At 66.3% G+C, this 25426-nt stretch carries 20 protein-coding genes; 8 read left to right on the forward strand and 12 right to left on the reverse strand.

The genetic code is table 11. The features are described from left to right. Positions 1-4 precede the first annotated feature (4 nt). Together H292_RS0103750 and H292_RS0103755 are read left to right on the forward strand one after the other, a co-directional pair. The gene (locus H292_RS0103750; protein ID WP_020110474.1) at positions 5-343 is read left to right on the forward strand and encodes a DUF6802 family protein; all 339 of its coding nucleotides are present in this window, start codon (positions 5-7) and stop codon (positions 341-343) included. 329 nt (positions 344-672) lie between these two features. Continuing rightward, positions 673-2505 carry a phosphoenolpyruvate carboxykinase (GTP) gene (locus H292_RS0103755; protein ID WP_020110475.1) on the forward strand — a complete coding sequence of 611 codons (1833 nt, stop codon included), beginning with the start codon at positions 673-675 and terminating at the stop codon, positions 2503-2505. A 106-nt stretch (positions 2506-2611) separates the two neighbouring features. Here the strand turns inward: H292_RS0103755 and H292_RS0103760 are convergent, their stop codons facing one another. Continuing rightward, on the reverse strand, positions 2612-3496 hold the full coding sequence (locus H292_RS0103760; RefSeq protein WP_020110476.1) for an ROK family protein: 885 nt from the start codon (positions 3494-3496) through the stop codon (positions 2612-2614). Between the two features lie 170 nt (positions 3497-3666). Next, on the reverse strand, positions 3667-4464 hold the full coding sequence (locus H292_RS0103765) for a class I SAM-dependent methyltransferase (RefSeq protein WP_179278556.1): 798 nt from the start codon (positions 4462-4464) through the stop codon (positions 3667-3669). A 166-nt stretch (positions 4465-4630) separates the two neighbouring features. Between H292_RS0103765 and H292_RS0103770 the strand changes: the two genes are divergently transcribed. Beyond that, positions 4631-5842 carry a glycosyltransferase family 4 protein gene (locus H292_RS0103770; RefSeq protein ID WP_020110478.1) on the forward strand — a complete coding sequence of 404 codons (1212 nt, stop codon included), beginning with the start codon at positions 4631-4633 and terminating at the stop codon, positions 5840-5842. On the opposite strand, the gene H292_RS0103775 is transcribed toward H292_RS0103770, so the two are convergent. Then, positions 5780-7477 carry a hypothetical protein gene (locus H292_RS0103775; RefSeq protein ID WP_027498592.1) on the reverse strand — a complete coding sequence of 566 codons (1698 nt, stop codon included), beginning with the start codon at positions 7475-7477 and terminating at the stop codon, positions 5780-5782. The two genes, H292_RS0103770 and H292_RS0103775, sit on opposite strands and share 63 nt — an antisense overlap. A gap of 25 nt (positions 7478-7502) precedes the next feature. Here H292_RS0103775 and H292_RS0103780 point away from each other — a divergent pair, with 25 nt between their 5' ends. Further along, positions 7503-8705: a lipopolysaccharide biosynthesis protein gene (locus H292_RS0103780; protein ID WP_027498593.1), complete on the forward strand. Its 1203-nt coding sequence runs from the start codon at positions 7503-7505 to the stop codon at positions 8703-8705. Positions 8706-8843: 138 nt separating this feature from the next. Here H292_RS0103780 and H292_RS0103785 read toward each other — a convergent pair whose 3' ends face one another. Continuing rightward, positions 8844-9971 (reverse strand): DUF3068 domain-containing protein, encoded by a 1128-nt coding sequence (locus H292_RS0103785; protein WP_019665566.1) that lies wholly within the window; start codon positions 9969-9971, stop codon positions 8844-8846. Between the two features lie 209 nt (positions 9972-10180). Here H292_RS0103785 and H292_RS26750 point away from each other — a divergent pair, with 209 nt between their 5' ends. Further along, positions 10181-11299: an acyltransferase family protein gene (locus H292_RS26750; RefSeq protein ID WP_020110482.1), complete on the forward strand. Its 1119-nt coding sequence runs from the start codon at positions 10181-10183 to the stop codon at positions 11297-11299. A gap of 12 nt (positions 11300-11311) precedes the next feature. Here the strand turns inward: H292_RS26750 and H292_RS26755 are convergent, their stop codons facing one another. The 3 genes from H292_RS26755 to H292_RS0103805 all read right to left on the reverse strand — a co-directional run bounded on the left by H292_RS26755 (position 11312) and on the right by H292_RS0103805 (position 16313). Then, positions 11312-15610, reverse strand: coding sequence for an alpha-(1->3)-arabinofuranosyltransferase (locus H292_RS26755; protein WP_037187960.1), 4299 nt, complete (start codon positions 15608-15610; stop codon positions 11312-11314). Then, the gene (locus H292_RS27805) at positions 15591-15761 is read right to left on the reverse strand and encodes a DUF2613 domain-containing protein (RefSeq protein ID WP_019665569.1); all 171 of its coding nucleotides are present in this window, start codon (positions 15759-15761) and stop codon (positions 15591-15593) included. The genes H292_RS26755 and H292_RS27805 overlap by 20 nt, the downstream gene beginning before the upstream one ends. Before the next feature lie 84 nt (positions 15762-15845). After that, entirely contained in the window at positions 15846-16313 is a 468-nt protein-coding gene (locus H292_RS0103805) for a universal stress protein (RefSeq protein WP_019665570.1), read from the reverse strand. Positions 16314-16398: 85 nt separating this feature from the next. Here H292_RS0103805 and H292_RS0103810 point away from each other — a divergent pair, with 85 nt between their 5' ends. Then, a complete protein-coding gene (locus H292_RS0103810; RefSeq protein WP_019665571.1) occupies positions 16399-17565 on the forward strand; it encodes a glycoside hydrolase family 3 N-terminal domain-containing protein in 1167 nt (388 codons plus the stop codon). A gap of 121 nt (positions 17566-17686) precedes the next feature. Then, positions 17687-18292 carry a TetR/AcrR family transcriptional regulator gene (locus H292_RS0103815; RefSeq protein ID WP_019665572.1) on the forward strand — a complete coding sequence of 202 codons (606 nt, stop codon included), beginning with the start codon at positions 17687-17689 and terminating at the stop codon, positions 18290-18292. 116 nt (positions 18293-18408) lie between these two features. On the opposite strand, the gene H292_RS0103820 is transcribed toward H292_RS0103815, so the two are convergent. Together H292_RS0103820 and H292_RS0103825 are read right to left on the reverse strand one after the other, a co-directional pair. Then, positions 18409-19266 carry a MaoC/PaaZ C-terminal domain-containing protein gene (locus H292_RS0103820; protein WP_020110484.1) on the reverse strand — a complete coding sequence of 286 codons (858 nt, stop codon included), beginning with the start codon at positions 19264-19266 and terminating at the stop codon, positions 18409-18411. Beyond that, entirely contained in the window at positions 19263-20609 is a 1347-nt protein-coding gene (locus tag H292_RS0103825) for a 3-oxoacyl-ACP reductase (RefSeq protein WP_019665574.1), read from the reverse strand. Before H292_RS0103825 ends, H292_RS0103820 begins: the two co-directional genes overlap by 4 nt. A 132-nt stretch (positions 20610-20741) precedes the next feature. On the opposite strand from H292_RS0103825, the gene H292_RS0103830 reads away from it, so the two are divergent. Continuing rightward, the gene (locus tag H292_RS0103830; RefSeq protein ID WP_020110485.1) at positions 20742-22040 is read left to right on the forward strand and encodes an acetyl-CoA C-acetyltransferase; all 1299 of its coding nucleotides are present in this window, start codon (positions 20742-20744) and stop codon (positions 22038-22040) included. Positions 22041-22164: 124 nt separating this feature from the next. On the opposite strand, the gene H292_RS0103835 is transcribed toward H292_RS0103830, so the two are convergent. The 3 genes from H292_RS0103835 to H292_RS0103845 are packed head-to-tail and all read right to left on the reverse strand — an operon-like array spanning position 22165 to position 25416. Next, positions 22165-23484 carry an ABC transporter substrate-binding protein gene (locus H292_RS0103835; RefSeq protein ID WP_020110486.1) on the reverse strand — a complete coding sequence of 440 codons (1320 nt, stop codon included), beginning with the start codon at positions 23482-23484 and terminating at the stop codon, positions 22165-22167. Then, a complete protein-coding gene (locus tag H292_RS0103840; protein WP_020110487.1) occupies positions 23481-24536 on the reverse strand; it encodes a branched-chain amino acid ABC transporter permease in 1056 nt (351 codons plus the stop codon). The genes H292_RS0103835 and H292_RS0103840 overlap by 4 nt, the downstream gene beginning before the upstream one ends. 1 nt (position 24537) lies before the next feature. After that, positions 24538-25416: a branched-chain amino acid ABC transporter permease gene (locus H292_RS0103845; RefSeq protein WP_019665578.1), complete on the reverse strand. Its 879-nt coding sequence runs from the start codon at positions 25414-25416 to the stop codon at positions 24538-24540. Between the last annotated feature and the right edge of the window lie 10 nt (positions 25417-25426).

Consider the following 25426-nt stretch of genomic DNA (forward strand, 5'->3'; position numbering starts at 1 on the left):
GGCTGTGTCCGCGGAGATCGGAGATACACACGTGGAGTGGAACGAGTTGTTCGACGGCAGCGGTGACGGCGATGCCGTCGACCCGGCGCACGATCCGGTCTCCGGTCCGTCCGGTGTCGGCTCGATCGAGTTGTTCGATCTCGACGACGACGGGTACGAGGAGACCAGGGTCAGCCACACCGAGGCGGGAATGACCGTCGCCAGGGATCGTGACGGGGACGGTGTGATGGACACGTTCACTTCCATCCAGAGTGGCGGCCGTTACCAATCCTGGGAGATTTCTCGTGCCGACGACGGCACGGCGAGGTGGGAACAGACGTCCTCGGGGGACGCCTTCGAGTAGGAAACTCGCATTGTTTTTAATGTCCTTACAAGGAGATTCGGCTGCTGGGGGGCCTCGAATGCGCACGTAGGAGTAGCTGAATCGGTCTTGTGACCAATCGGACAACAGCCTGATTCCGGATTGGCAACTCACGGCGTTAACCTGAAACCAGGACACCCGGCGCCCGTGTCCTCGGTTTGACGTTGCCGCTATGATGCGGTATACGCAGATCGTGCGATCGGGCAGCTCCCCACCGAGAGGGGAAGATCGGATCTGCGTCTGCCTCGCCGAACTGCCCTGTGCGCGAGCAGACACCAGAATCTGGTTCCGGCTCACCCCAGGAGAGTTAGATGACCTCAGCGACCATTCCCGGTTTGAACGGCACTGACGCCGCGCCTCCCACCCAGCACAAGGAACTCCTTGCGTGGGTGCAGCAGGTAGCGGAACTCACCGAGCCGGATCGTGTGGTCTTTGCTGACGGATCCGACGAGGAGTGGGAGCGTCTGACCACCCAGCTGGTGAACGCCGGTACCTTCACGCGTCTCAACGACGAGAAGAAGCCCAACTCGTTCCTCGGCAACTCGGACCCGTCGGACGTTGCCCGCGTCGAGTCACGCACCTACATCTGTTCCGAGCGCGAGATCGACGCAGGCCCGACGAACAACTGGATGGACCCGTCGGAGATGCGTTCTCTGATGACCGACCTGTACCGCGGCTCCATGCACGGCCGCACCATGTACGTCGTTCCGTTCTGCATGGGACCGCTCGGCGCCGACGACCCCAAGCTGGGCGTCGAGATCACCGACTCGGAGTACGTCGTCGTCTCCATGCGTGTCATGACCCGTATGGGTGCCGCTGTCCTGGAGAAGCTCGGCACCGACGGCTTCTTCGTCAAGGCTCTGCACTCGCTCGGCGCTCCGCTCGCCGACGGCCAGGACGACGTCCCGTGGCCGTGCAACGACACCAAGTACATCACTCACTTCCCCGAGGATCGTGAGATCTGGAGCTTCGGTTCGGGTTACGGCGGCAACGCCCTTCTCGGCAAGAAGTGCTACTCGCTGCGTATCGCATCGGCGATGGCGCACGACGAGGGCTGGCTCGCCGAGCACATGCTGATCCTCAAGCTCATCTCGCCGGAGGACAAGGCCTACTACATCGCCGCGGCATTCCCGTCGGCCTGTGGCAAGACCAACCTCGCGATGATTCAGCCCACCATTCCGGGGTGGCGCGCCGAAACCATCGGCGACGACATCGCGTGGATGCGCTTCGGTGAGGACGGCCGCCTCTACGCCGTCAACCCGGAGTTCGGTTTCTTCGGTGTTGCACCGGGAACCAACTGGGACTCCAACCCCAACGCGATGAAGACCATCGACCAGGGCAACTCCGTCTTCACCAACGTCGGCCTCACCGACGACGGTGACGTGTGGTGGGAAGGCCTGGAGAACCGGCCGGATCACCTGATCGACTGGAAGGGCAACGACTGGACGCCGGATTCGGATTCGCTTGCCGCGCACCCGAACTCGCGTTACTGCGTACCCATGGCTCAGTGCCCGTCGATGGCCGACGAGTGGGACGACCCGAAGGGTGTCCCGATCTCCGCGATCCTCTTCGGTGGGCGCCGCAAGACGACGGTTCCGCTGGTCACCGAGGCTCGCGACTGGCAGCACGGTGTCTTCATGGGCGCCACCGTCGGCTCGGAGCAGACGGCCGCCGCCGAAGGCACTGTCGGCACCATCCGTCGCGACCCGATGGCCATGCTTCCGTTCCTCGGCTACAACGTGGGCGATTACTTCCAGCACTGGATCGACCTCGGCAAGAACGCCGACGACTCCAAGCTGCCGAAGGTGTTCTACGTCAACTGGTTCCGTCGTGGCGACGACAAGCGCTTCCTGTGGCCCGGATTCGGTGAGAACTCCCGCGTCCTGAAGTGGATCGTGGAGCGCATCGAGCACAAGGCCGCCGGCGTCGAGACTCCTATCGGTGTCGTTCCCACGGCCGAGGCCCTCGACATCTCCGGGCTCGACACCACCACCCAGGACGTCGCCGAGGCACTCGCGGTGAACGTCGACGAGTGGAAGGCCGAGATCCCGTTGATCGAGGAGTGGTTCGACTTCGTCGGCGAGAAGCTCCCCACCGGCATCAAGGACGAGTTCGACGCGCTCAAGCAGCGCTTGGGTGCCTGAGTGTCGTAGCTAGCACCCTTTTCGTAGACCTGGCACCCCTGTTCCGATGCGAACAGGGGTGCCAGCCTCGTAAACAGGGTGTCAGGTTCCCGGCCGCTGAGCCGATTCAGCCACCGGACGCCAACACCGCTGCGCCCGTCAGGGTCCCGACGGCTCCGAGCTTCGCCGGCACGATCTCGAGGCCGTCGAGAAACTTGAGCTTGGCGTGCAGGGCGGCGGACTCCTGGATGGGATCCCACAGCGGTGGGCCCGCTTGAGCGAAACCGCCGCCGACCACAACAAGGTTCACGTCGACCAAGGCTGCCGCCGACGCGATCGCCTGACCCAGCGCGACACCGGCACGCTGAAGAGTGGTGATGGCGACGATGTCCCCGTCGCTCGCGGACTGTGCGAGGTCGGCGCCGGTGCTGCCGGTCCATCCCTGTTCCTGGGCCCACCGGACCGCCGACGGCCCGCTGGACACCGTCTCCACGCAGCCGAGGCCGCCGCACGTACAGGGCGTCGCCGATCCGGGTACGACGATGTGTCCGATGTGGCCTGCGTTTCCGCTACGCCCGTGCACGATGCGGCCTCCCAGCACCAATCCGCCGCCGATCCCGGTCGACACGACGAGGCTCAGTACGTCGTCGACGCCGACAGCAGCCCCGAAGCGGTGTTCGCCGAGCGCAGCGCACCCACCGTCCATCGCCAGCGTGACCGATGCGCTGTCGAACCGCGTCCGTACGGCGTCGGTGAGGGCGAAGCCGTCCTTCCATTCCGGGATGTTGATCGGCGCGACCGTGCCTGCGACGGTGTCGACCGGGCCGGCGCACGCTATCCCGATCGCGTCGACGTCCGAGCCGACGGACACCGCGTCCAGCAGTTCCTCGCAGGCTTGCCATACGTCCGACTGCGGGGTCGGCACGGTCAGCGGTTCCCCCGGCCTTCCGTCTTCGCCGACGACGGCTGCGGTGATCTTGGTTCCCCCGATATCCAGTGCCAGCGCTGTCATCGTTCCAACGTACCGGCGCGAGTGGAGCCTGCGGAATGAGCCGGGTGAGCGCCGCGAGTGGAGCCTGCGGAATGAGCCGGGTGAGCGCCGCGAGTGGAGCCTGCGGAATGAGCCGGGTGGGCGGCGCGAGTGGAGCCTGCGGAATGAGCCGGGTGAGCGGCGCACTCGCGTCAGGTGGCGCGGAAGACGAGGACGAGGTTGCTGGCGAGGAGTTCGCGGAGGCCGGGAACCCTCATGATCCACCATGCCCATCGGGGGTGGTATCGGGGGAATGCCGCGAGGAGGGTTCCGCTGGAAGTGTTTCGAGCCCAACGTAATCCGTCGCCTGCTCCGATGTCGAACAGGGATTTGCCGAATCTGTTCTTCGGCTCGTGTCCGTGTGTACGCAGGTATCGCCGGGCCGCGTATTCGCCGCCGACGTAGTGCCACGGCCGTGTTTCGTGCCCGCCGAACGGGCTGAGCCACAGTGTGTAGGACAGGACCGTCAATCCGCCGGGTCGGGTGACGCGGAGCATTTCCTCGGCCATGACCCAGGGCTCGCGGACATGCTCGGCGACGTTCGAGGAAAAGCAGATGTCGACGCTGTCGGTGAGAAATGGCAGCGCCATTCCCGAGCCCCGGACGCTGCCGTGGACGGTCAGGCCTGCAGCGTGCAGTTCGGATGCGTCGGGTTCGACGGGGAAGTACCGAGCTCCGCTGCGTTCGAAGCCCTCCGCGAAGTAACCGGGCCCCCCGCCGACGTCGAGTACGACACGGTTCTCGAGAGAGTCGCCAGTCATGCCCCGGTAGAGGTCGCCGATCAATTCGACGGAGTCACGGGCGAGCGCGCCGTAGAAGATGTCGGGCGCGGTCTGCTCGTGCCCGAAGTCCCGGAGCAGCCCGACCGACCTGCTGAGGGTGGCGCGTTTCGCGAACAGTCGAGTGACCCGGTCCCTACGCACGAGGAAGAACACTAGGCGAGAGTCCATGTCGAGCGACCGCTGGGCCACACGAACGGCTAGGGTGTCCAGAAGTTTCAGCTGTCCAGAAGTTCAGCTGTCCAGAAGTTTCAGCTGTCCGGAAGAGTCAGCTGTCCGGAAGAGTCAGCTGTCCGGAAGTTTCGGTGATGGTGTCGGCCGCGAAGGGGGTACGGGCGTGCGCGAGGTGCTGCTGCTCTGCTGGCGCGACACCGGGCACCCCCAGGGCGGCGGCAGCGAGCGGTATCTCGAGCAGGTCGGGGCCGGGCTGGCTGCCCAGGGAGTGAAGGTGACGCTGCGGACGGCGTCGTATCCGGGCGCGCCCGCCGAGGAGATCGTCGACGGAATCCGCATCAGTCGCGCCGGTGGACGGTTGAGTGTGTATCCGCGGGCACTCGCGTCGATCGTCGCGGGGCGCCTCGGGTTCGGTTCGCTTCGCGGAATAGCTCCCGACGCCGTCGTCGACACCCAGAACGGCATTCCCTTCTTCTCCCGGATCGTGTCCGGAGCACCGGTGACGTTGCTGGTGCACCACTGTCACCGTGAGCAGTGGCCCGTCGCCGGACCCCTCATGGCCAAGCTCGGATGGTGGCTCGAAAGCACGGTCTCTCCGCGGATTCACCGTCGTAACCAGTACCTGACGGTGTCCTTGCCGTCGGCCGACGAGCTGGTTGCCCTCGGTGTCGATCGCGAGCGAGTTGCCGTCGTGCGCAACGGCGCGGACGAGATTCCCGCAGGAACGCCGGTGGACACCAGAACTCCGTACCCGTCGCTGTCGGTGCTGTCGCGGCTCGTTCCGCACAAGCAGATCGAGGACGCACTGGCTGCGGTGGCCGCTCTGAGGTTCCGAGTCCCCGGACTGCACTTGGACATCATCGGAGGCGGTTGGTGGGAGGAGAACCTGCGTGAGCGGGTCGAGCAACTCGGCATCGCGAGCGCGGTGACGTTCCACGGCCACGTCGACGAGGTTCGCAAACACCAACTCCTCGGACAGTCGTGGGTGCACGTCATGCCGTCGAGGAAGGAAGGCTGGGGACTCGCAGTGGTCGAGGCGGCCCAGCACGCAGTGCCGACCGTCGGATACCGCAGCTCCAAGGGCCTCACCGACTCCATCATCGACGGTGTCACCGGTGTGCTGGTCGGCTCGGACGGCGCTGATCGTGATGTCACCGCGCTGACGGACGCTCTCGCCGAGCTACTGCTCGACGACGACATGCGTGCCGATCTGGGTGAGAAGGCCAGGGTCCGCGCGCTCGAATTCTCGTGGAGGCAGACCGCTCGCGGTGTGCAGAGCGTTCTCGCGGCGTCGATGCGCGGCTCGCACGTGTCAGGTCTCGTGTCCGCCGGCCTTCCGGGTGCGGACCGACCAGCCGAAGCCGCCCACCAGTAGCACCAGCCACACGAGGTGGGCGGCGACGACCGCCCGGTCGTCCGTCGGTTCGATGCGGATCTCGCCCGGCACCCGGTACAGCGCGAGCTCGTCGTCCTCGTACTCCACCGTCAGCTGCCGCAGCGCCGCGGCCGAGTTGCCCAGCTGCCCGGGCGTAGTCCGTTCGACGAGCACCCACCCGACTCCGAGCCCGGCCACGTCCTCGGGAGTACCGCCGTCCAGAAGAACCTGTTCGACGGCCTCCGCCCTGCTGCCTTCTCCGCGGACCGACCCGCCTGCGACGAGGAGCTCCCCGGTCTGCAGTACGTCCAGCGGCAGCATGCGAGGCGCAGGGTCGAGAACAGCGGCGTCGCCGCTGTACGGGAACCGGCGGAACATACCTGCGGGCAGCACGGCGACGTCTCCGTCCTCCCCGGCCAACTCGTCGGCGACCACCGACCACGACGCCGGATATTCGACGGGTTTCACCTGGCCTCCGACTCCCCAGGCGAGGTCCGGCAACGCGATCACCACGGCCAACGCCGCTGCGACTCCGGGAAGCCAGCGGTTCCCGAGTTTCGCGGCAGCCCACGTGACACCTGCCGCCGCGGCGAGAACGTAGAAGGGCACGGCGAGCGCAACCCACTTCTGGGCGTCGCGCAGCAGACCGGCGCCGGGCACCTCGGCGGCAGCCCATTCGCCGACGCGAATCCCTGGAGCCGTCGCGGCGAGGGCAGGCCCAGCGATCGCGAGGACGGCCGCCACGGCCAGAGCGGTCACGACGGGGTTGCGTCGGCGTCGCCACAGGGGTCCGATGCCGAGCGCGACGATCGCGAGCAGCAAGGCGGTGCCCAGGACCGCGAACGCCGATGTTCGCGTGACGGGAACGGCATCGGCGTTCCAGATGCCGCCGAGTCCCGCGAGGGAACCGACCGTCCCGAGTCCGGGCTCGGCGCGGGCTGCGAACGCGGCGACGCCGGCGGGGTCGGTACCGGTGGCCCCCGAGCCCGACACCGCCGTCGCGACGAGCCAGGGCGCCGACGCCAGCAAGGTCAATCCCGCTGTGAGCGGAAATGTTTGCCTGGACGCGCATAACCACGCACATGACGCGGCGAGCAGCGCACCCGTCGGCGTCAGGCCCGCGACGGCCAGACAGACCGCGAGCCACCCCCACCGGCCCGTCCGCCTGAGATCGAGCGCAGCGACGACCGTCCACGGCAACGCCGCGTACCCGATAAGAAGACTCCAATGCCCCTGCAGCAGACGCTCGGCGACGTAGGGATTCCAGATCGCGACCGTCGACGCCACCAGCAGTGCAGGCAGCGGTGCCGACGGCAGCACGGTCCGCGACATCTGCGCGGCACCCCAGCCGGCGAGCCACAGCGCTAGCAGCAGAGCAGCTTTCACGACGAGTCCGCCGTCGACCACCGTGGACAGGGCGGCCACCACCGCGTCCTGCGGGACCGCCCGGGCGGCGGCGTCGCCGACCCCGAGAGCCGAGTCGGTGAAGTAGGACCTGGGTGTACTGACGGCGTCGCGCAGAAGTAGATAGCCGTTGCCGAACAGTGGGCCGAGCACCACGGACGCGAGGGCGACGCTGTAGAGCGGAGGCGCCCACCGGGACCGGCGCGCAGCCCACCGACCACCCGACGCCATGTCCGGCACCCTATACCGTGGGCGCATGCCGACTCGCCCTGTCTCCGCCTCCGGGTCCGCAGGCAGAGCGATGGTCGCCGGAATGACGATGGTGACCATCGGATCGATGACGGCCAACATCGCCTCGTATCTCCTGCATCTTCCGGCGAGCCGCCTGCTGGGTGTGGCGAAGTACGGCGAGTTCGCGAGTCTGCTCGCCGCCCAGTTGGTGCTCGCAGTTCCGGCGCTCGCGTTGCAGTCGGTCGTGGCCAGGGAAGTGGTGCGCGGACGAAGCACCGGCAAGCTCCGAAGCCTCGGATACCGCTGCGCCGGCGTCGTCGCCGTTCTGTCGGTGCTGGCGGCACCGACAGTGGCGGTGGCGATGGACACGAGTGTTCTGGCGACGACGTCGGCGCTGGTCGTCGCCCCACTACTCGTGCTGCTCGCGACCGAACAAGGGCTACTGCAGGGCACCGCGCGGTTCGGCCGATTGAGCATCGTGCTGGCATCCGCGGGCTTCGGCAAGGTCGTTCCCGCGGTCGTCGCGCTGTTCCTCGGCGCGGGTCCCGGCACAGTGCTCGCAGTCAGTGCCGCCGGCACAGGACTGGTCGCCCTCGGCGCACGGCTGGCCAACCGAGAGCCACCCGGGCCCGATGGTCCGCACACCGGTGACGTGCGCATCGGCGTCGCCACCGTGCTGCGGGCGTCGCAGGTTCAATTGGTGCTGATTCTGCTGTCGTCGGTGGATCTGCTCCTCGCGCGCGCACTGCTGACCGAAGCCGACGCAGGCATCTACGCCCTCGGCGCCGTCGCCACGAAGGCAGCGTTCTGGCTGCCGCAGGCAGTGGGGGTAGTGCTGTATCCGCGTATGGCCAACCCTGCGCACTCGGCGTCGGCGCTGCGATCGGCACTGTCCGTCGTCGCCGGAATCGGTGCGGTTCTGATCCTCGGGGCGGCCGTCGCCGCGGGGCTGATCCCGCTGATCGTGGGCGAGGACTACGCAGCCGTGCAGGGATACCTGTGGATCTTCGCGTTGCAGGGCGCCTGTCTCGCGGTGCTCCAGAGCGCGTTGCTGTGGGCTATTGCAGGGGAACGCACGACGCTTGCGATCCTGGCGTGGCTCGGGCTGGCCGCCGAAGTCGCCCTGTTGACGCTGTGCGCGTCCACGGTGCTGCAGTTCGTCGTGGTCGCGGTGTCCGTGGCCGCGACAACTGCACTCGCGGTGTGCGTGGCCGCCCTGCGTTCCTGAGTGCACTCGAATCCGCCTCGGACGGCACATCCGGCCCTGCCGCATCGGTCTGTGTGCACCTGGGACCGGCCACCCTCGGCCTGAGAACGACCAACGGCGCGACCCGAATGGGCCGCGCCGTTGTTGTTCGTGAAGGTGCTACTCCTTGGAGAGGTTGGTCCTCGGAATGACCTCGGTCTGATCGGTCGTCCAGTCGCGGTTCTGCGGAGCTGCCGGTGCTGCACCGCCGCCTCCGCCCTGCTGCGGGCCGCCGGTACGCACGGGACGACGCGGGCCGTTGCCGCCGCGGAGTCCGAGCACGATACCTGCGATCAACGCGATGACGCCGAGGATTCCGGCGATGATCGGCACGGTACGTCCGAACGTCGACAGTTGGTCCTGGCCGTCCTTGGCGCGCTGGATCTGGTATTCGACGGTGTTCTCGTCGAACTTGATCGGCGCGTTGAGCACGTCCACCTCGGGCTGGCCCGCAGTCCGCGAGTAGTACTGGTGGATCTGCTCTTCACCGTCGACGATGACACCGGTCTTGGGCTCCACCCACACCGTCCGTGTGTTCTCGTACCAGCGGGTCATGGTGACGGGAGCTTCGCCGCCCTCGACGCCCCACGTGTCGGCGGGGAGGGTGACCTTGTTGGTCGGGAGGTTGACGACGCCGGACAGATCTACGGGGCCGACGGTCTGCTCGTACTTGTAGACGGGCGTGCCGTTGATCTCGGTCTCTTCGACGAAGTCGATGTCCTGCGACGCGCGGGCGTTGATGTCGAAGAACGGGTACGCCTTCTGCTCCGCGTTGAACGGGAACTTGTACTGCAGGCCGGTGTGCGGAACTTCCTCGGCCGGCTTGTCGCCCTGGACCTGGATGGTGCCGACGGGGTTCTCGACGGGCTCGGACGACACACGATCGAGCGTCACACGGTCGACGCTGGCGGTGAGCAGCCCGGTGTCGCCCTGCTTGTCGGTGCGGCGCAGCGTCTGCCCGGCCTGCACGGTGATGTCGTCGGCGTTCGACGGCTCCTCGGTGGTGACGAAGCGCTGCGACACGAGGTTCACGTTCTCGTCCACCTGAGCGCGGCCCGCGGCCAGCGATGCAGCGTTGAGAACGCTTCCGGTGCCGGTCGATACCGTCGTGACCTCGAGATCCAGCGGTGTCTTCTCCAGGCGGGGCACGGTGTACGTCGGGATCAGAATCGCTGCTACCAGCAGGAATGCGCCCAATCCGACGAGTACGAGGGCAAGAATCCGGCTCGGCCCTGAGCGCTCCGCCATGTGAGAATCTCCTTAGTCTTATTTCCTTGGCGCGCCGCTGCTTCCACCCCCGACAGGTCAGGGTAGGAAACGCCCGTTCCTGGAGTGTCCGATTGGTATCGCCACGTCGCTGGTGACAGTAACAGTCATCACGTCGTACGGTCGCGGGCACGCCCGACGACCGTGGACTTTCACAAGCGGACGACGCGGGGTGCTTGACTGGTCGCGTCATGACTACGTCCACCGAATCGCTGCCGAAATCCGTCGCGCCGCTGCGCGGATTCATTCCGTCGCTCGAGGGAATGCGCGCGTTCGCGTCGATCGGCATCATCGTCACCCACGTGGCCTTTCAGACAGGCGCCGCGAATTCTCCCGTCATGGGCCGAATCTGGGGCAGGTTCGACCTGGCTGTCGCGCTGTTCTTCGCGTTGTCCGGGTTTCTGCTGTGGCGCCCGCACGCGGCGCAGGCGCGCGGGTTGGGTCGTGCTCAGCCGATCGGCCGCTATCTGTGGTCGCGCGCCGTGCGCATCCTTCCGGCGTACTGGGTCGTGGTGACGCTGGTTCTGCTGTTCCTGCCCAACACGGGAAGCAGTTGGCGTGTGTGGGCGGCCAACCTGTCCTTGACACAGGTGTTCGTGCCTCTGACTCTCACCGAGGGCATGACTCAGATGTGGTCTCTGTCGGTCGAGGTCGCCTTCTATCTGGTGTTGCCGTTCCTCGGCCTGGCGTTGGCTGCCCTACGAGGCGATCGAGCACGGTTCCGCATTCCCGTCGTCGCAGCTGTGGCCGCGATCAGTCTGTGCTGGGCGTTCGTACCAGTGTCCACACCCGAAGCGATTCACCACGACAACTGGTTGCCTGGATACTTCCCGTGGTTCGCGGCCGGAATGCTCCTGGCCGAGTACACGACCCGCCCCCCGACGTGGTTGCACCGTCTGGCGAGCCACCGAGTACTGATGGCCGCGATCGCACTGGTGGCGTTCGGCCTGTCGGCGACTCCGCTCGCCGGGCCGGAAGGGCTGGTGCGTCCCGAGCCGTGGCAGTTCGAGGTCAAGATCGTGCTCGGTGCAGTCCTCGCGTTCGCGTTGTTGGCGCCTCTCGTCCTGGCCGACGGACCCCGACGCATCCTCGAGCACCCGGTCACCCTTGCTCTGGGCCGCTGGTCCTACGGCATCTTCATCTGGCATCTGGTGATCCTGTCGATGGTCTTCCCCGTGTTCGGGATCATCCCCTTCAGCGGACACTTCCTGCTGGTTCTGGTCGTGACCGTCGCATTGTCGATTCCCGTCGCCGCCGCGAGCTACGCGCTGATCGAAGAACCGATGCGGGTGTGGCTTCGCCGCCGGTGACGTGACCGCCGGTTATCGGCGAGCCCGCAGAGCACTCACTGCCACGGCGACGAGTGCCACCAACGCGGCAAGCTGGATCAGGGACGAGTGGCCGATGTAGCCGTCGGGAGATCGCCACGGACCCTTCGACAGCAACGCCGTCGCGAGCAGCGTTCCGACCCCGGCGACCCACACCGCCGCACTGGCTTCCACCGATCGACCGAAGCGTCGGCCCACGGCCACTGCCACGGCCGCGACTGCGGCGACGACGGCAACTCCGGCCGGCCCGGAGATCACGGCGACGGCCGCGGTCAGTCCGAACCACCCGAGCACCGCGCTGCGCCAGGGCCGTGGTGCCGGGTCCTGGGTTACGCGACTTCGACGAAGAGCGAAGAACGCCAACGGGATCAGCAGGAACAATCCGCCGAAGATTCCGAGTCGGTACCACTTGTCCGACGGGTACTCGAGCGTCACCGTTCCCGACGTCCCGGCCGGCACGATCCAGCCTTGCTGCCAGCCGTTGACGGTGACAGCCTGCAGTTCTGAAGCGGGAGTGGAGCCTGAGGATGCTGCGGTGGCGTGCCAGCCGGTATTGCTGCTTTCCGGTACCACCAACAGTTGATCGACGTCCGATTCACGAATGGTCACTTCTCGGTGGTCGGCGTCCCACGCTGTCGTCTCCGCGGTTCGGGGAGACGAGCTGGTTGCGCTGACGGCGGGGACGGGCATCGTGCGGAGTCGCACTCCGTCGACGACGAAGGCTGCACCTGGGTCGACGACGACGTCCTGTCTGCCTTCCGGCAGGGGTATCGGGTTGAGCGTCTCGTTCGGAACGGGGAAGGGACCCTCGCAGATGGTCGCCTGCAGTGGTTCGCCCGACAGGAATTGCCGCGCCGTCGCCGTCACCGACGCCCGGATGGTCTGGCCCGCAATGGACATGATCGGCCCGACGTCGCAGGCGACGGTGATCGTGCGGTCATCGGCTGCGTCGGGAGCGGCGCCGATGTCGCGGCCCCCCGACAGCACGGCGACGTCGGCGAGACCGGGCGGTTGCGGGAGGACGAAGCCGAGGGAGTTCTTGTCCAGCCGATCGTCCCAGTCGACGATGGAGAGCACGATCCGATCCGTCACCTGTGGCGCGAGATCGATGGTCGTCGGCCCGTCGGGATCCACCTCGCGAACCTGCGGTCCGCCACCGAGATTCACGGCGACGGTCGTCGGATGAGCGGGCAGGTCGCCGAGGCTCGGGGTCACGGTGAGGCCGTCCACCAGCGTCGGCGCGGGCAGGTCGATCGTCAGTGTCGGCTGCGTTCCGGCTCGCTGCTCGATGCTCTTCTCGGGCGCGGTCCAGGATGTTCGGTCGTCGCCGTCGGTGGCCGCGAAGGCGGATCCTTGGAGGTCGCCGACGTCGGATGCGCCCGTTGCCACGGGTCGTCCCGGTTGTGCCAGCAGCGCTTCCAGCTCGGGGCTCTGTCGGGTGCGCAGGGTCAGTTCCGGCAGCACTGCGGTTCCGGTCGGCACCGACAGGGTGCGCGAGAACCTGCCGAGCTCCTCGGGTGCCGCGGACAGTCCACTGCTGCATCGGATTCGGTCCTCGGTGTCCAGGCAGGCCGGTCGTCCGGGGAACTCCTGGCCGAGGTTCCACGACGTGACGTCCGCTCCGGGCGTGACGCCCGGCAGCACCGCACGGTGCACGATCGACACGGGCTGCGGGTTGTCGCGGTCCAAATAGTCCTCCACCGACAGTTCGCTGATTCCGAATTGACTTCCCCGAGTGCCGTCCACGGTCGATTTCGCCGTGATGCGCACCCACGGTGTCGATCCGCCGGGGAGCGAGACGGTCATGGGCTCACCCGCAGTGTCGACCCGCGCCGCGGTACTGCCACCCGGAGTGGTGATCTCGAGCCACTTCACCGGGTCACCGATGGTCCCCGGGCTGGTACGCAGATGCAGGAGCCCGCCGGAGATCGGCTCGTCGAAGTCGAGTTGAAGCCACTGTCCCACAGCGCTTTCGATGCCGTTGCTGACCCAGCTCGTCGCAAGATCGCCGTCGACGACCGCCGCGACCCCGCTTCCCGGTTTGGTGCCACCGATCTGAGTGGAATCCGATGCGGAACTCGAGGCGGTGATGCTCGCGCCCTCCCATTCGCCGTCGACGGTGTCCGCGCCCGCGACGGGATAGTCCGCGACTTCGTTCAACGAGCGACGAGGATCGTCGGCGGTTCTCAGCGCCGAATTGTGGTTGTCGACCTGCCCGAAATCCGTCTCCCTGTTCATCGGAGTATCGGTGACAGTGACCGAATCGACGTCCAGGCCCGCGGTGGTGGCGTCGGACGCGAGGATGACGGGGCCTGCGGGCACCGGGTCGGGGACACCGGATCGCCGCTGTTCGTTCAGTCGCTGAACGGATTCCGGGCCACCTTGAACGAACGGGACACGGTTCAGATCGACGGTGTAGGGCCCCGAAACTTCAGATTCCTTCGAGCTTGGCTCCTGCGGCTTCACCGAATAGATCTCGACAGCCGGATACGGCGGCCGCATGTCACCGTCGACCGTGATGCCGTCGACTGTTCCCGGTGCGATGTCCTCGCCGAACTCCGCGACTTTCTCGAGGCCGGGGGAGCCGTCGAGTGCGGCGTGGACCTGGACGGGGCGTGCGGAACGCGACGTCTCGGGATCGAGATCGTTGCGGACGACCACGTAGTGAATGCCCTGCCCGACGAGGGTGTCGGCCAAGCCGACCGAGGATCGGCCGTCGGCGATCAGTCGTTGGACGGAGTCGAGGGCCCGGATCGCACCGGGCGGGGTCAGTGGTACCGAGTCGCGGACGGCCCACGGCGTCGTCGCGAGGGCTTGGAGTGGTTCGTCGCGAGTCAGTCCCCACGTCTGAATCGCGAAGGGCGCGCCGGGAACAACGAGCGCGCGCTCGGCATCGGAGCCGTCGGGTGAGTTGCCCGACGCGTGAGCGGTGAGCCAGTCCGCGGCGTCGTGCCAGTACTGCGGGATGGACTGGTATGCCCCTCGGGGTGCGAGTTTGCCGGTCCACGCGAGGGAGGTGGAGAACGTCAGCGCGACGAGCACGAGCCCGGCGACGGCGACCATCTTGTCCTTCTCCGGGTGTGCGATGGCTGCTCGCCAGGTGCGCGTCGGTGCGGCACCGGGAAGCGGGACTCGGGCGAGAAGGTGAGCGAGTCCGAGTACCAAGGGGATTCGGACGAGCGGCTCGAGTTTGTGGACGTTGCGGAGCGGCGCGCCGCCCGAATCGAGGAACACGCGAACGGTGTCGGCGATCGGCGAGCCGAGTCCGCCGACGTATCCGGCTGTGAGACCGAGGATTCCGACGAACAGCATGACGGTCAGGCGGCCACGGGCGGGCATCGATCGCATCGCGAGACCGACGACACCGGCTGCGGCGACGACTCCCGTCGCGACGACGGCGGCCGGCTGCGTGACCAGCACTGCTCCGGCGACGCGCTCGGGCGAGACGAACGGTGTCCAGCTGCTCGTCCCGCGGAGGATCTCGATCAACGAGGCCCACTGGGTCGTCGTCCCCGAGGATTCGATGTAGTCCAGGAACGGTGGGCTGACCGCGCCGAGCAGAAGAAGCGGAACGATCCACCACAGGGTCGCGAGGGCCAGGAAGCCGGCCCACCACGCACCGAAGACGATCCACAGTCGGTTGGGTCTGTGGCAGAGAATCCAGACGACGCCGACGAGGCACGCGGCTGCCGTCGCGACAGCGTTGACGGCGCCCATCAACGCCACGGCCACCGCCGATTGCGCGGCGAGAGTGCGGGTGGAGGTGCTGCTGCGGAACGCCCGGACGATGGGAATCAGTACCCAGGGCGCCAGCATCATCGGCATGGATTCCGACGAGATCGATGCGAGCGTCGTGATGACTCGGGGAGACAGCGCGAACGCGACGGCGGCGATGATCCGCGAGCTGCGGCTGCCGATTCCCAGAGCTTCGGCGAGGCGAACGATGCCCCAGAACCCGGCTGTCAGCAGTAGCGCCCACCAGATGCGCTGTGTGATCCACGGGGGAATCGACGCGATGTCGCCGAGCGCGAAGAACGCGCCGTGCGGAAAGAAGTAGCCGTACGCCTGGTTCTGCACCTGGCCGAGGGGAGCTTGCGACGTCCACTGATGGGAGGCGCGCGCGAGGAAGCCGAGGGGATTCTGCGTCAGGTCGTACTTGGTGTCGGCAACGGTGTAGCCGGGAACCTGCAGGAAAGCGAGGAGAAACGCCAGAGTGGAGACGCCGAGCAACCACCTACGACCGAGTGGTTCGGAAGAGATCGAAGCAGGTGCGTCAGCGGCTGCCGTACTCAACCTGGTTCAGCAGGGACGAATCAGCATTGCCGGAGCGATCGATCTCGGGACGCGTGTTGTCGGCCGCCGCAGCAGTGACTCCGAATACCACCCCGGCACCGAGCACAGCGCCGACTACCGCAGCAACAACTCCCGGGACAGCGAACTTCATCTCGGTTCTCCACTTTCGTCGACTGGCACGCGTGCGCGGCTCACGCTATCACCCGCAGGCCCGGTAGCCGGAGCGCACGCGCGGCTACTTTCCAGGCGGCACGATCAGAACAGGCCGGTGACTGTGGCGAAGCACATGGTCCGCGACCGAGCTCTGGAGAAGTGAACGCAACCCCGTCGTGCCGCGAGTGCCGGTGACGATGATGTCCACGTCGAGATCGTCGGCCTTCTCCACGATGGCACTCCAGATGGCCGTCGTGCACTCCGCGCAGTGGCCCTCGACCTGAAGGCCGGCCTGCTGGGCGAGGCGAACGCCCTCGTCGTTGGTCACCTTCGCGTCGGTGAGCGCCACATCCTCGGCCTCGTCGTCGGGAACCCATTCGGGCTGCATGACGCCGGACAGCCCGGACATCCGTGCTGCCTGGCGCACCATCGGCTCCCACGCGGTGACGACGATCGCGCGTGTCGTCGTCAGGAATCGGCCGGCGTACTCGATGGCGCGTTTGGCGTTGTCGGAGCCGTCGTAGGCAATGAGAATCAGGTCTGCGGACATCTCGTAGTCCCTCCTCGTGTCGCTTTTGTCCTTAGGTTACTGCGCGCGTACAGCGGTGTGGGACCACTCCGCTACGGTCGGGGGCATGAGGAAATTCCGATCGCCCGTCGCGGTCGCTGCAGTGGTGATCGGGGTCGGGTTCACGGCCTCGTGTTCGTCCGGTGACTCGGTTCAGGTGGCCACGGAGTCTGCGTTGCCGCCGACCACGACCACCACGACGACGCTTCCCCCCACCACCGACGCTCCGGTGAACTCCTGCGAGGCTTTCGTCGAGACACTCAGCGAGCGGCAGCGATTGGCGCAGTTGCTGACCGTCGGCGTGACCGGGACTGCCGATGCCGTCGACATCATGGCTCGTGAACAGGTCGGCGGAATCTTCATCGGAAGCTGGACGGACTCGTCGACGCTCGCGAACCGCGAGGTTCCGCAGATCGACGCCGCGGCAGCGGTCCCTCCGATGGTCACCATCGACGAGGAAGGCGGGCGTGTGTCCCGCGTCGCGGATCTGCTGGGCGAGGACCCGTCGGCGCGTCGGACGGCTTTGACGATGTCCGTGGACGCCACGTATCGGATGGCGCTCGAACGCGGCCGCGGCCTGCGGGACCTCGGGATCACCGTCGATTACGCGCCCGTCGTCGACGTCAGCAGTCAACCGAACGATTCGGTGATCGGCGACCGTTCGTACTCCGCCGACCCCATTCAGGTCGTCGCCTACGCCGGTGCCTACGCGCAGGGCTTGCGCGACGCCGGTGTTCAGCCCGTCATCAAGCACTTCCCCGGCCATGGTTCTGCATCCGGCGATTCGCACACCGGTGCGGTGACGACGCCGCCGTTGGAGGACCTGATCCAGTCGGATCTGATCCCGTTCGCGCAACTGTCCGCCGGCGGTGTCGGCGTGATGGTGGGACACCTCGATGTACCGGGCCTGACCGAGCCGGGTGAGCCTGCCAGCATCAGCCCGGCGGCGATGTCGCTGCTGCGCGACGGAGTCGGGTACGGCGCGGCGCCCTTCACCGGACCGATCTTCACCGACGACCTCAGCGGGATGGCGGCCATCACCGATCGGCTGGGCATCGTCGCGGCTGTCGAGGCAGCTCTCGTTGCAGGCGCGGACGTCGCTCTGTGGCTCACCACCGACGACGTTCCGCAGGTGCTCGACAACCTCGAGGACGCCGTGGCGACAGGTCGCCTCGATGCAGCGCAGGTCGACGAGTCCGCGGCGACGGTGGCTCGCTTCAAGGGTGTCTGCTAGAACTTTCCGGGTGCGTCCGGATTTCTTCGGCGCCGCTGCATGCATCCGGCAGGCGCAGTAGTGACGCAGGCCTCCTTACCGTGGAGTAAGGTCATGAGTTCGATATCGGTTTGGAGGACTCATGGCTGGTGGCACCAAGCGATTGCCGCGCGCCGTACGTGAGCAGCAGATGCTCGACGCGGCAGTCGACGTGTTCTCCGACAACGGTTTTCACGAGACCTCCATGGACGCGATCGCCAAGAAAGCGGCGATCTCCAAACCCATGCTCTATCTGTACTACGGCTCCAAGGACGAGCTCTTCGCGGCGTGCATCAACCGTGAAGGCGTCAAATTCGTCGAGGCACTGACACCCGCTGCAGACCCCACCCTCACTCCACGTGAACAGCTCCGACGCGCACTTCTCGGCTTCCTCGGCTTCGTCGGCGAGAACCGGAAGTCCTGGATGGTGCTGTACCGGCAGGCAATAGGCCAGACAGCCTTCGCCTCACAGGTCCAGAGCAGCAGGGACCGACTGATCGAACTGACCGCCCGTCTCCTCGAGATGAGCACCAAGGAACCGGATCCGGACCAGAACTTCCCCCTCATGGCAGTGGCCCTCGTCGGTGCAGGCGAAGCCGTCGCCGACCGCGTCGCCGGCGGAGAAATCGAAGTCGACGCCGCCGCGGACCTGCTGGAAAACCTCGCCTGGCGCGGTCTGGCGGGCAAGAAAACCGCTCCGACGCAGTAGCCGGCGTACCCCTCGTTGTGGGAGCGGGCCGGCCCTGCTTTCGGAGCGAACGTGCCGTTCGGTCACTTGAAGTGACCGAACGGCACGTTCGGTCCCGGAAGGGGGTGAAACTGCACCTATCGCAGGGTTGCGGTGAGGTGGGGGTAACCCTTTTTCGGGTTCTTGAGTGACAGGTCCCAGCCGGCACCGACGGATTCGGCGTAGAGGTTGACCGTTGCGGGCAGGACTATGGGCTTGCCGAAGCGGACGTTGTAGGTCACTTTGTCGGGGATGCGACCTTCGATGACCTGCAGTACTGCTGCTGCACTCCACATTCCGTGTGCAATGGTCCGCGGGAAGCCGAAGGCCTTGGCGCCCAACGACGACACGTGGATCGGGTTGCGGTCCCCGGAGACCGATGCGTACCTGCTGATCGTCTTCTGATCCACTCGCAGTGTGCGTGTCGGGGGCGGCGGGACCTCGTCGGCGGGCGGTGCTTCGCGAGGTCCACCGGACAGTGAGGTCTTCTGCAGGCTCAGGAAGCTCGAGGTCTGCTTCCAGACGAGCTCGCGTCCGACGCTGACTTCGCTGATCACGTCGATCAACAAGCCCTTGCGGTGTTCACGCAGGTTCTCCGCGTGCACACGTACATCCAGGGGCTCCGAGGAGGAGATTGCCCGGTACTGCTCGATGACGTTCTCGGCGTGGACCGATCCGATGGCGGCGAACGGAAATGCCTTGGACACCATCAGTTTCATGACCGTCGGGAAGACGAGCGTGAACGGATACGTCACCGGCAGAGTGTCGCCGAACCGCAGTCCGGTGGCCCGGCAGTACGCGGCCAGGTTGTCGGGGTCGACGCGAAGCCCGCGGAGTTCGTACACCGTCGACGGCGCCGTGGTGGACTTCGATCCGAGGAACGGCAGGGCTCCGAGCGCAGCGGAAGTGTAGATCTCCGACGTCTTCGGCTGCTCCGTGAGCTGGACGAGGCTCATGCGCCGAGGAGGCTCTGGCCGCAGACTCGGACGATCTGTCCGGTGACGGCGTTGGACGCGGGGGAGGCGAAGTAGGACACCAGCTCTGCGACGTCGACGGTCTGGCCGCCCTGCAGCAGCGAGCTCATGCGTCGGCCTGCCTCGCGTGTCGCGAACGGAATCGCTGCCGTCATCGCGGTCTCGATGAATCCGGGGGCGACGGCGTTGATGGTGATGTTCTTCTTCGCGAGAACCGGTGCCGATGCGTGAACGAGGCCGATGACGCCTGCCTTGGACGTGCCGTAGTTGGTCTGGCCGCGGTTGCCGGCGATACCGGCGATGGAGGAGACGTCGACGACGCGTCCGCCTTCCTTGAGTGCTCCCGATGCCACGAGCTGGTCGGTGATGCGCTGCGGTGCAGCCAGGTTGACGCCGATGACGGAGTTCCAGCGGCTGTCGTCCATGTTGGCGAGCGTCTTGTCGCGGGTGATGCCTGCGTTGTGGACGATGATGTCCGCGCCGCCGTGGCGTTCGAGCAGATGCTTGGAGAGGACCTCGCCGGCGTCGGGTGCCGTCACGTCGAGAGCGAGGGAAGTGCCGCCGACCTTGTTCGCGGTCTCGGACAGTGCTTCACCGGCAGCGGGGATGTCGGCCGCGATGACGGTTGCGCCGTCGCGGGCGAGGACCTCGGCGATGGTGGCGCCGATGCCGCGGGCAGCGCCGGTGACGACGGCTACCTTGCCGGCGAGAGGCTTGTCCCAGGATGCGGGTGCTTCGGAGTCTGCGTCGCCGACGGCGATGACCTGGCCGTCGACGAATGCGGACTTCGCGGACAGAAGGAAGCGGAGTGTGGATTCGAGGCCGGAGAGTCCGGTCGATGCCTTGGGCGAGATGTAGACGAGCTGAGCCGTCGCGCCGCGCTTGACCTCTTTGCCGACGCTGCGGGTGAATCCTTCGAGTGCGCGCTGGGCGACGTGCTCGTCGACGCTCGCGGTCTCTTCCGGCGTCGTGCCGATGACGACGACGCGCGCCGAGGGTGCGAGGTTGCGGATGACGGGCTGGAAGAACTGGAACAGCTGCTCGAGTTCGGAGACGTTGCCGATGCCGGTGGCGTCGAAGACCAGGGCGCCGTACTTGTCGTCGTGTGCCTGGGCCTGCGGGTAGTCCGACAGCAGTTCGCGCAGCGGCTCGACGAGTCGGCCCTGTCCGCCGATGAGCACGGGGCCGGCGAGAGGCGGCTCGCCTGCCTTGTAGCGACGCAGCTTCTCGGGCTGCGGCAGACCTGCCTGCTTGGCGATGAAGGCTCCGGGCGCGGACGCCAGGAACGTGGAGTAGAGGTCTGGGGCTCCCTTGGTGGCTGCCACTGTCCTACCTTTCGATTTGGCGCCTCCCTTCTGTGAAGCAGGGAGCGCACGACCGGGTGTCGACAACCAACTTACTCGTCAGTAAGATGATTCTCCACCAGGGTCTTTTTCCACGATGTTTGGAGACGAAAAGTGACAAGCAAGCAGCTACGACCGGTCGCAATCGTCGGTGGCAACCGCATCCCGTTCGCGCGCTCCGACAAGAAGTACGCTCTGGCTTCCAACCAGGATATGCTCACCGCCACCATCGACGGGCTGGTCAGCCGGTTCGGGCTGCAGGGCGAGCGTCTCGGTCTCGTTGCTGCCGGTGCTGTCCTCAAGCACTCGCGTGACTTCAACCTGACCCGCGAGGTCGTGCTCGGTAGCGCGCTGAGCCCGTACACCCCGGCTTTCGACATCCAGCAGGCATGCGGCACCGGGCTGCAGTCGATCATCGCGGTCGGCGACGCCATCGCGTCGGGACGTATCGATGCAGGCATCGGTGGCGGCGTGGACACCACGTCGGATGCGCCGATCGGCGTCAACGACGAGCTCCGCGAATTTCTTCTGTCTCTCAATCGCGCGAAGACCACCACCGATCGCATCAAGCTGCTCGGCAACGTTCGTCCGTCCATGCTCGGCATCGAGATCCCGCGCAACGGCGAGCCGCGTACCGGCCTGTCGATGGGCGAGCACGCCGCGATCACGGCCAAGGAGTTCGGTGTTCGCCGCGAGGACCAGGACGAGCTGGCCGCAGCGAGCCACAAGAACATGGCAGCCGCGTACGACCGCGGCTTCTTCGACGACCTGGTGACGCCGTTTCTCGGTCTCACCCGCGACGACAACCTGCGTCCGGGATCGACCGTCGAGAAGCTGTCGACGCTCAAGCCCGTGTTCGGCAACAAGCTGGGCGACGCCACCATGACGGCAGGCAACTCGACGCCTCTCACCGACGGCGCGTCGGCGGCGCTGTTGTCGACGGACGAGTGGGCCTCGGAGCGCAACCTTCCGGTTCTGGCGCATCTGGTGGACTCCGAGACGGCTGCGGTCGACTACATCCACGGCAACAGCTCGTTCAAGGACGGACTGCTGATGGCCCCGACTTACGCCATTCCGCGTCTTCTGGCTCGCAACGGGCTTACGCTGCAGGACTTCGACTACTACGAGATCCACGAGGCGTTCGCATCCGTCGTGCTCGCGACGCTGCAGGCATTCGAGAGCGACGAGTACTGCAAGGAGCGGCTCGGGCTGGACGGTGCGCTCGGGTCGATCGACCGGAGCAAGCTCAACGTCAACGGATCGTCGCTGGCTGCCGGTCACCCGTTCGCAGCTACCGGTGGCCGTATCGTCGCGTCGCTGGCCAAGATGCTCGCAGAGAAGGGCTCGGGCCGTGGCCTGATCTCCATCTGTGCGGCCGGTGGTCAGGGCGTCACCGCAATCATCGAGCGCTAGGTAACCGGCGCTCGAACCAGGGGGCAGACGGTCGGCAGGAGTGGAGCCTGCGGAACGACCCGGTCGGCAGATCCGCAAGCGAGGGGTTTACGGATCTGTCGACCGTGACCTGCGAGAAGTCGTTCTAGCCGGGAATTCCGCTTTCGGGCGGGGTGGACTCTTCACCGGTGTACTCGACTACTTCCGAGTCTCCGATGTCCGTCTGTAGGACCGGTGTCAGGTACTCGGGTACGCCGTTCACGATTTGGTACACACTTGCGCCGGAGATGCCGAGGTGGCTGTCGTCCGAGTACCGGAAGGGCGCCAGTTGTGGTCCCTGGAAGTCCATGCCGCCCTCTTGGATGGCGGAGACAATCCCCTCGCGAGTGGGGTTCTCGCCTGCTGCTTCCAACGCTTGAACGAATGCGTATGCCTGGCTGAGGCCGTAGATGCGGTAGTTGGTGAGAGGTTGGCCGTCGCCGTTCTCCGCCCACACCTTCTGCCACAGTTGGGTCCAGGGGTTCTCGGGTGAGTCGATTCCGGGGATGTACTCGAGCGAGATCATGCCTTCGAGCGATTGGTTTCCGTCGGTGACGGCGCCCTGGGAGAACCGTCCGAGGAGTGACCCGACGAGATCGACGTCGGATCCGATCGAGGAGTAGAACCATTCCGGGTCGTAGTTGAGGCGCATCGCCGTCAACTGGCTGAGGGCGGTGTAGGACGGGACGTTGAAACCGAGTACCAGGTCTGCGCCTGCGCCTTGGAGTGCGGCGATCTGCGGCGCGACGTCGGTGTTGCCGGAGGTGTAGCGGACCACCTCGACGATCTGGTCGTCGAGATATTGTCGGACCGCAGCTTCACTGTCGCGTCCGAGGTCGTCGTCCTGTAGGTACAGGCCCACCTTGGCATCCGGGCGATTCTTCTTGACCCAGTCGCCGATGATCTTGCCCTCGACCTGGTAGTCGGGTTGCCAGCCGAACGTGTTGGGGTACTTCGCCGGGTCGTTGCCCCACATGATCGCGCCGGAGGAGACGAACAGGTCCGGTACGCCTTGTTCGTTGAGGAAGTCCACCACCGCGCTGTGTGTCGCGGTGCCGAGTCCGCCGACGACGGCGAAGACCTCGTCCTGCAGAACCAGTTCGTTGACGACCTGCGTCGTGGTCGTCGGGTCGTAGGAGTCGTCACGTACGACGTACTCGATCTGCCTGCCGTTGATGCCGCCCGCGGCGTTGACGTAGTCGAAGTAAGCCTGTGCGCCGGTGGGGATTTCGCTGTATCCGGGGGCGGCGACACCGGTCAGCGGGAAGTGCGCACCGATCTTCACCGACGTGTCGGTGATGCCAACGGTCGAGCCCTCCGACGTTTCGGAGGCCTCGTCTCTACCTCCCGCGCCGCACGCGGCGGCAAGTGACACCACCGCGACCAAGGCGGTCGCCCGCGCTGCCAGCGATCTGGTTCTGTTCATCGTTCCCCTTTTCTCGTGATGCTCCGTGTGAGACGCCACTTTCGGTAGGTTCCGGTCAAACCGAGTGGAGCGAACAGGATCACGAGAACCGTGAAGATTCCCGTGACGAGTGGTGCGAGCTCGGCGGATTGGAGGCTGCTCAGTCCGGCGTCGAGTCCGAGGTTCGTCACCACCGGCGGAATGTAGGTCAGCAGTGCGGCTCCGATCAGGGCGCCCGACAGTGTTCCGAGCCCGCCGATCACCACCGCCGACAGCAACGTCAGCGACAGTGTCAGGGTGAATCCGCTCGGTGCGGCGATGCGGGCGGACATCGCGAGGACAGCGCCTGCGGCTCCGGCGCAGGCCGAGCTGACGACGAACGCCAGTATTCGTGCCCGGCCCAGGTCGATCCCGGCGAGTTCCGCGGCCACCTCGTCGTCGCGCACTGCTCGCCAGCGTCGCCCGATGCGGCTGGCGGACACGTTGGCGAGGAGGAAGAAGACGACGACGAGAAGGATCCAACTGACGTAGGCGACGAATTTGGTTCCGCTGAGCTCGTTTCCGGTGATGAAGTACATGACGTCGTCGATCGGTCCCGGTACTTTCGGAGCGGGAACCACGAGGCCCTGCTCACCGCCGAGGTAGTCCTTGAAGTACAACGCGAGGCCGGGAACGGCGACGGCCAGGGCCAGCGTCGCGCCCGCCAGATACGGTCCGTGGAGACGGGCCGCGGCGACGCCGACGACGATTCCGACGATGCCGGTCACGACGGTGGCGGCGAGCAGGACCAACGGTACGGACCACCCGGAATCCTGGGCTCGTAGCATCAGGGCCGCGGTGTAGGCGCCGACGGCCATGAACGCTCCGTGACCGAGCGAGAGCTGACCGCTCAGTCCGGTGAGGACGGTGAGGCCACCGGCCGCGATCGCGAGGTAGGCCACCGACGTCAGCTGGCTCTGCCGGAACGTGCTCAGCGATTCGAGAGCGAGAACGACGACGACCAGACCGATTGCCGCGCAGAGGAAGTGACGGCGAACCGGTGTGGATGTCATGCGGGTGAGGACAGCGTTCATGTCACACCCTCCGCGCCGCGGTGCCGGCGAACAGCCCGCTCGGTCTGAGCAGCAGTACGACGATGAGGATCACCAGTGCCGCGGAGGAGACCAGATCCTGGCCCAGGTAGCCGCTGACGAAGCTCAGTCCCACACCCATCAGCAAGCCGCCGACGACGGCACCACCCGGACTGTCGAGACCGCCGAGAACGGCTGCAACGAAACCGAATACGACGATCGAATCCATGTATCCGGGGTGGACCAACGAGCCTCCCGCGATCAGCAGACCCGCCAGGGATCCGACCACGGCGGCCAGTGCCCATCCGAGGGTCAGCATGCGGCCGACGCGGACACCGAGCAGTTTCGCCACCTCCTGCTCGAAGGCGCTCGCACGCATCTTCAAACCCAGGTCGGTGAACCGGAACAGCAGCACGAGCAGTCCGAGGACGATCAGCACTGCCACGATCTTGAAGACGTCGTACCCGGTGAGCGCGATGTTCAGATCGCCGACCTTCTGGCCGGTCAAGCCGAACGGCGCAGGGAAGGAACGGAACTGGTTGCCGAACACGATGGCTGCCACCGCGTGGATGATGATGAACAGTCCCAGCGTCAGGATGACGGGGTTGATGTGCGACGAACTGTCGACGAACCGAACGACGAGACGTTCGACGGCTGCTCCCAGGATCAGACCGCAAACGAGAGCGACGCCGAAGCCGATCCAGTACGAGTATCCGGCGTCGATGACCACCAGCGCGACGTAGGTGGTGATCATGGCCATCGGAGCTTGAGCGAAGTTGACGATGCGTGTCGACCGCCAGATCAGAACGAGGGCGAGGGCGAACGCGGCGTAGATCATGCCGGTCGTCACTCCGTTGATGAGGATGGTGAGCAGTTGCTGCACTTGAGGTGGC

The organism is Rhodococcus sp. 114MFTsu3.1, from assembly GCF_000383555.1.
Lineage (GTDB): Bacteria > Actinomycetota > Actinomycetes > Mycobacteriales > Mycobacteriaceae > Rhodococcoides > Rhodococcoides fascians_E.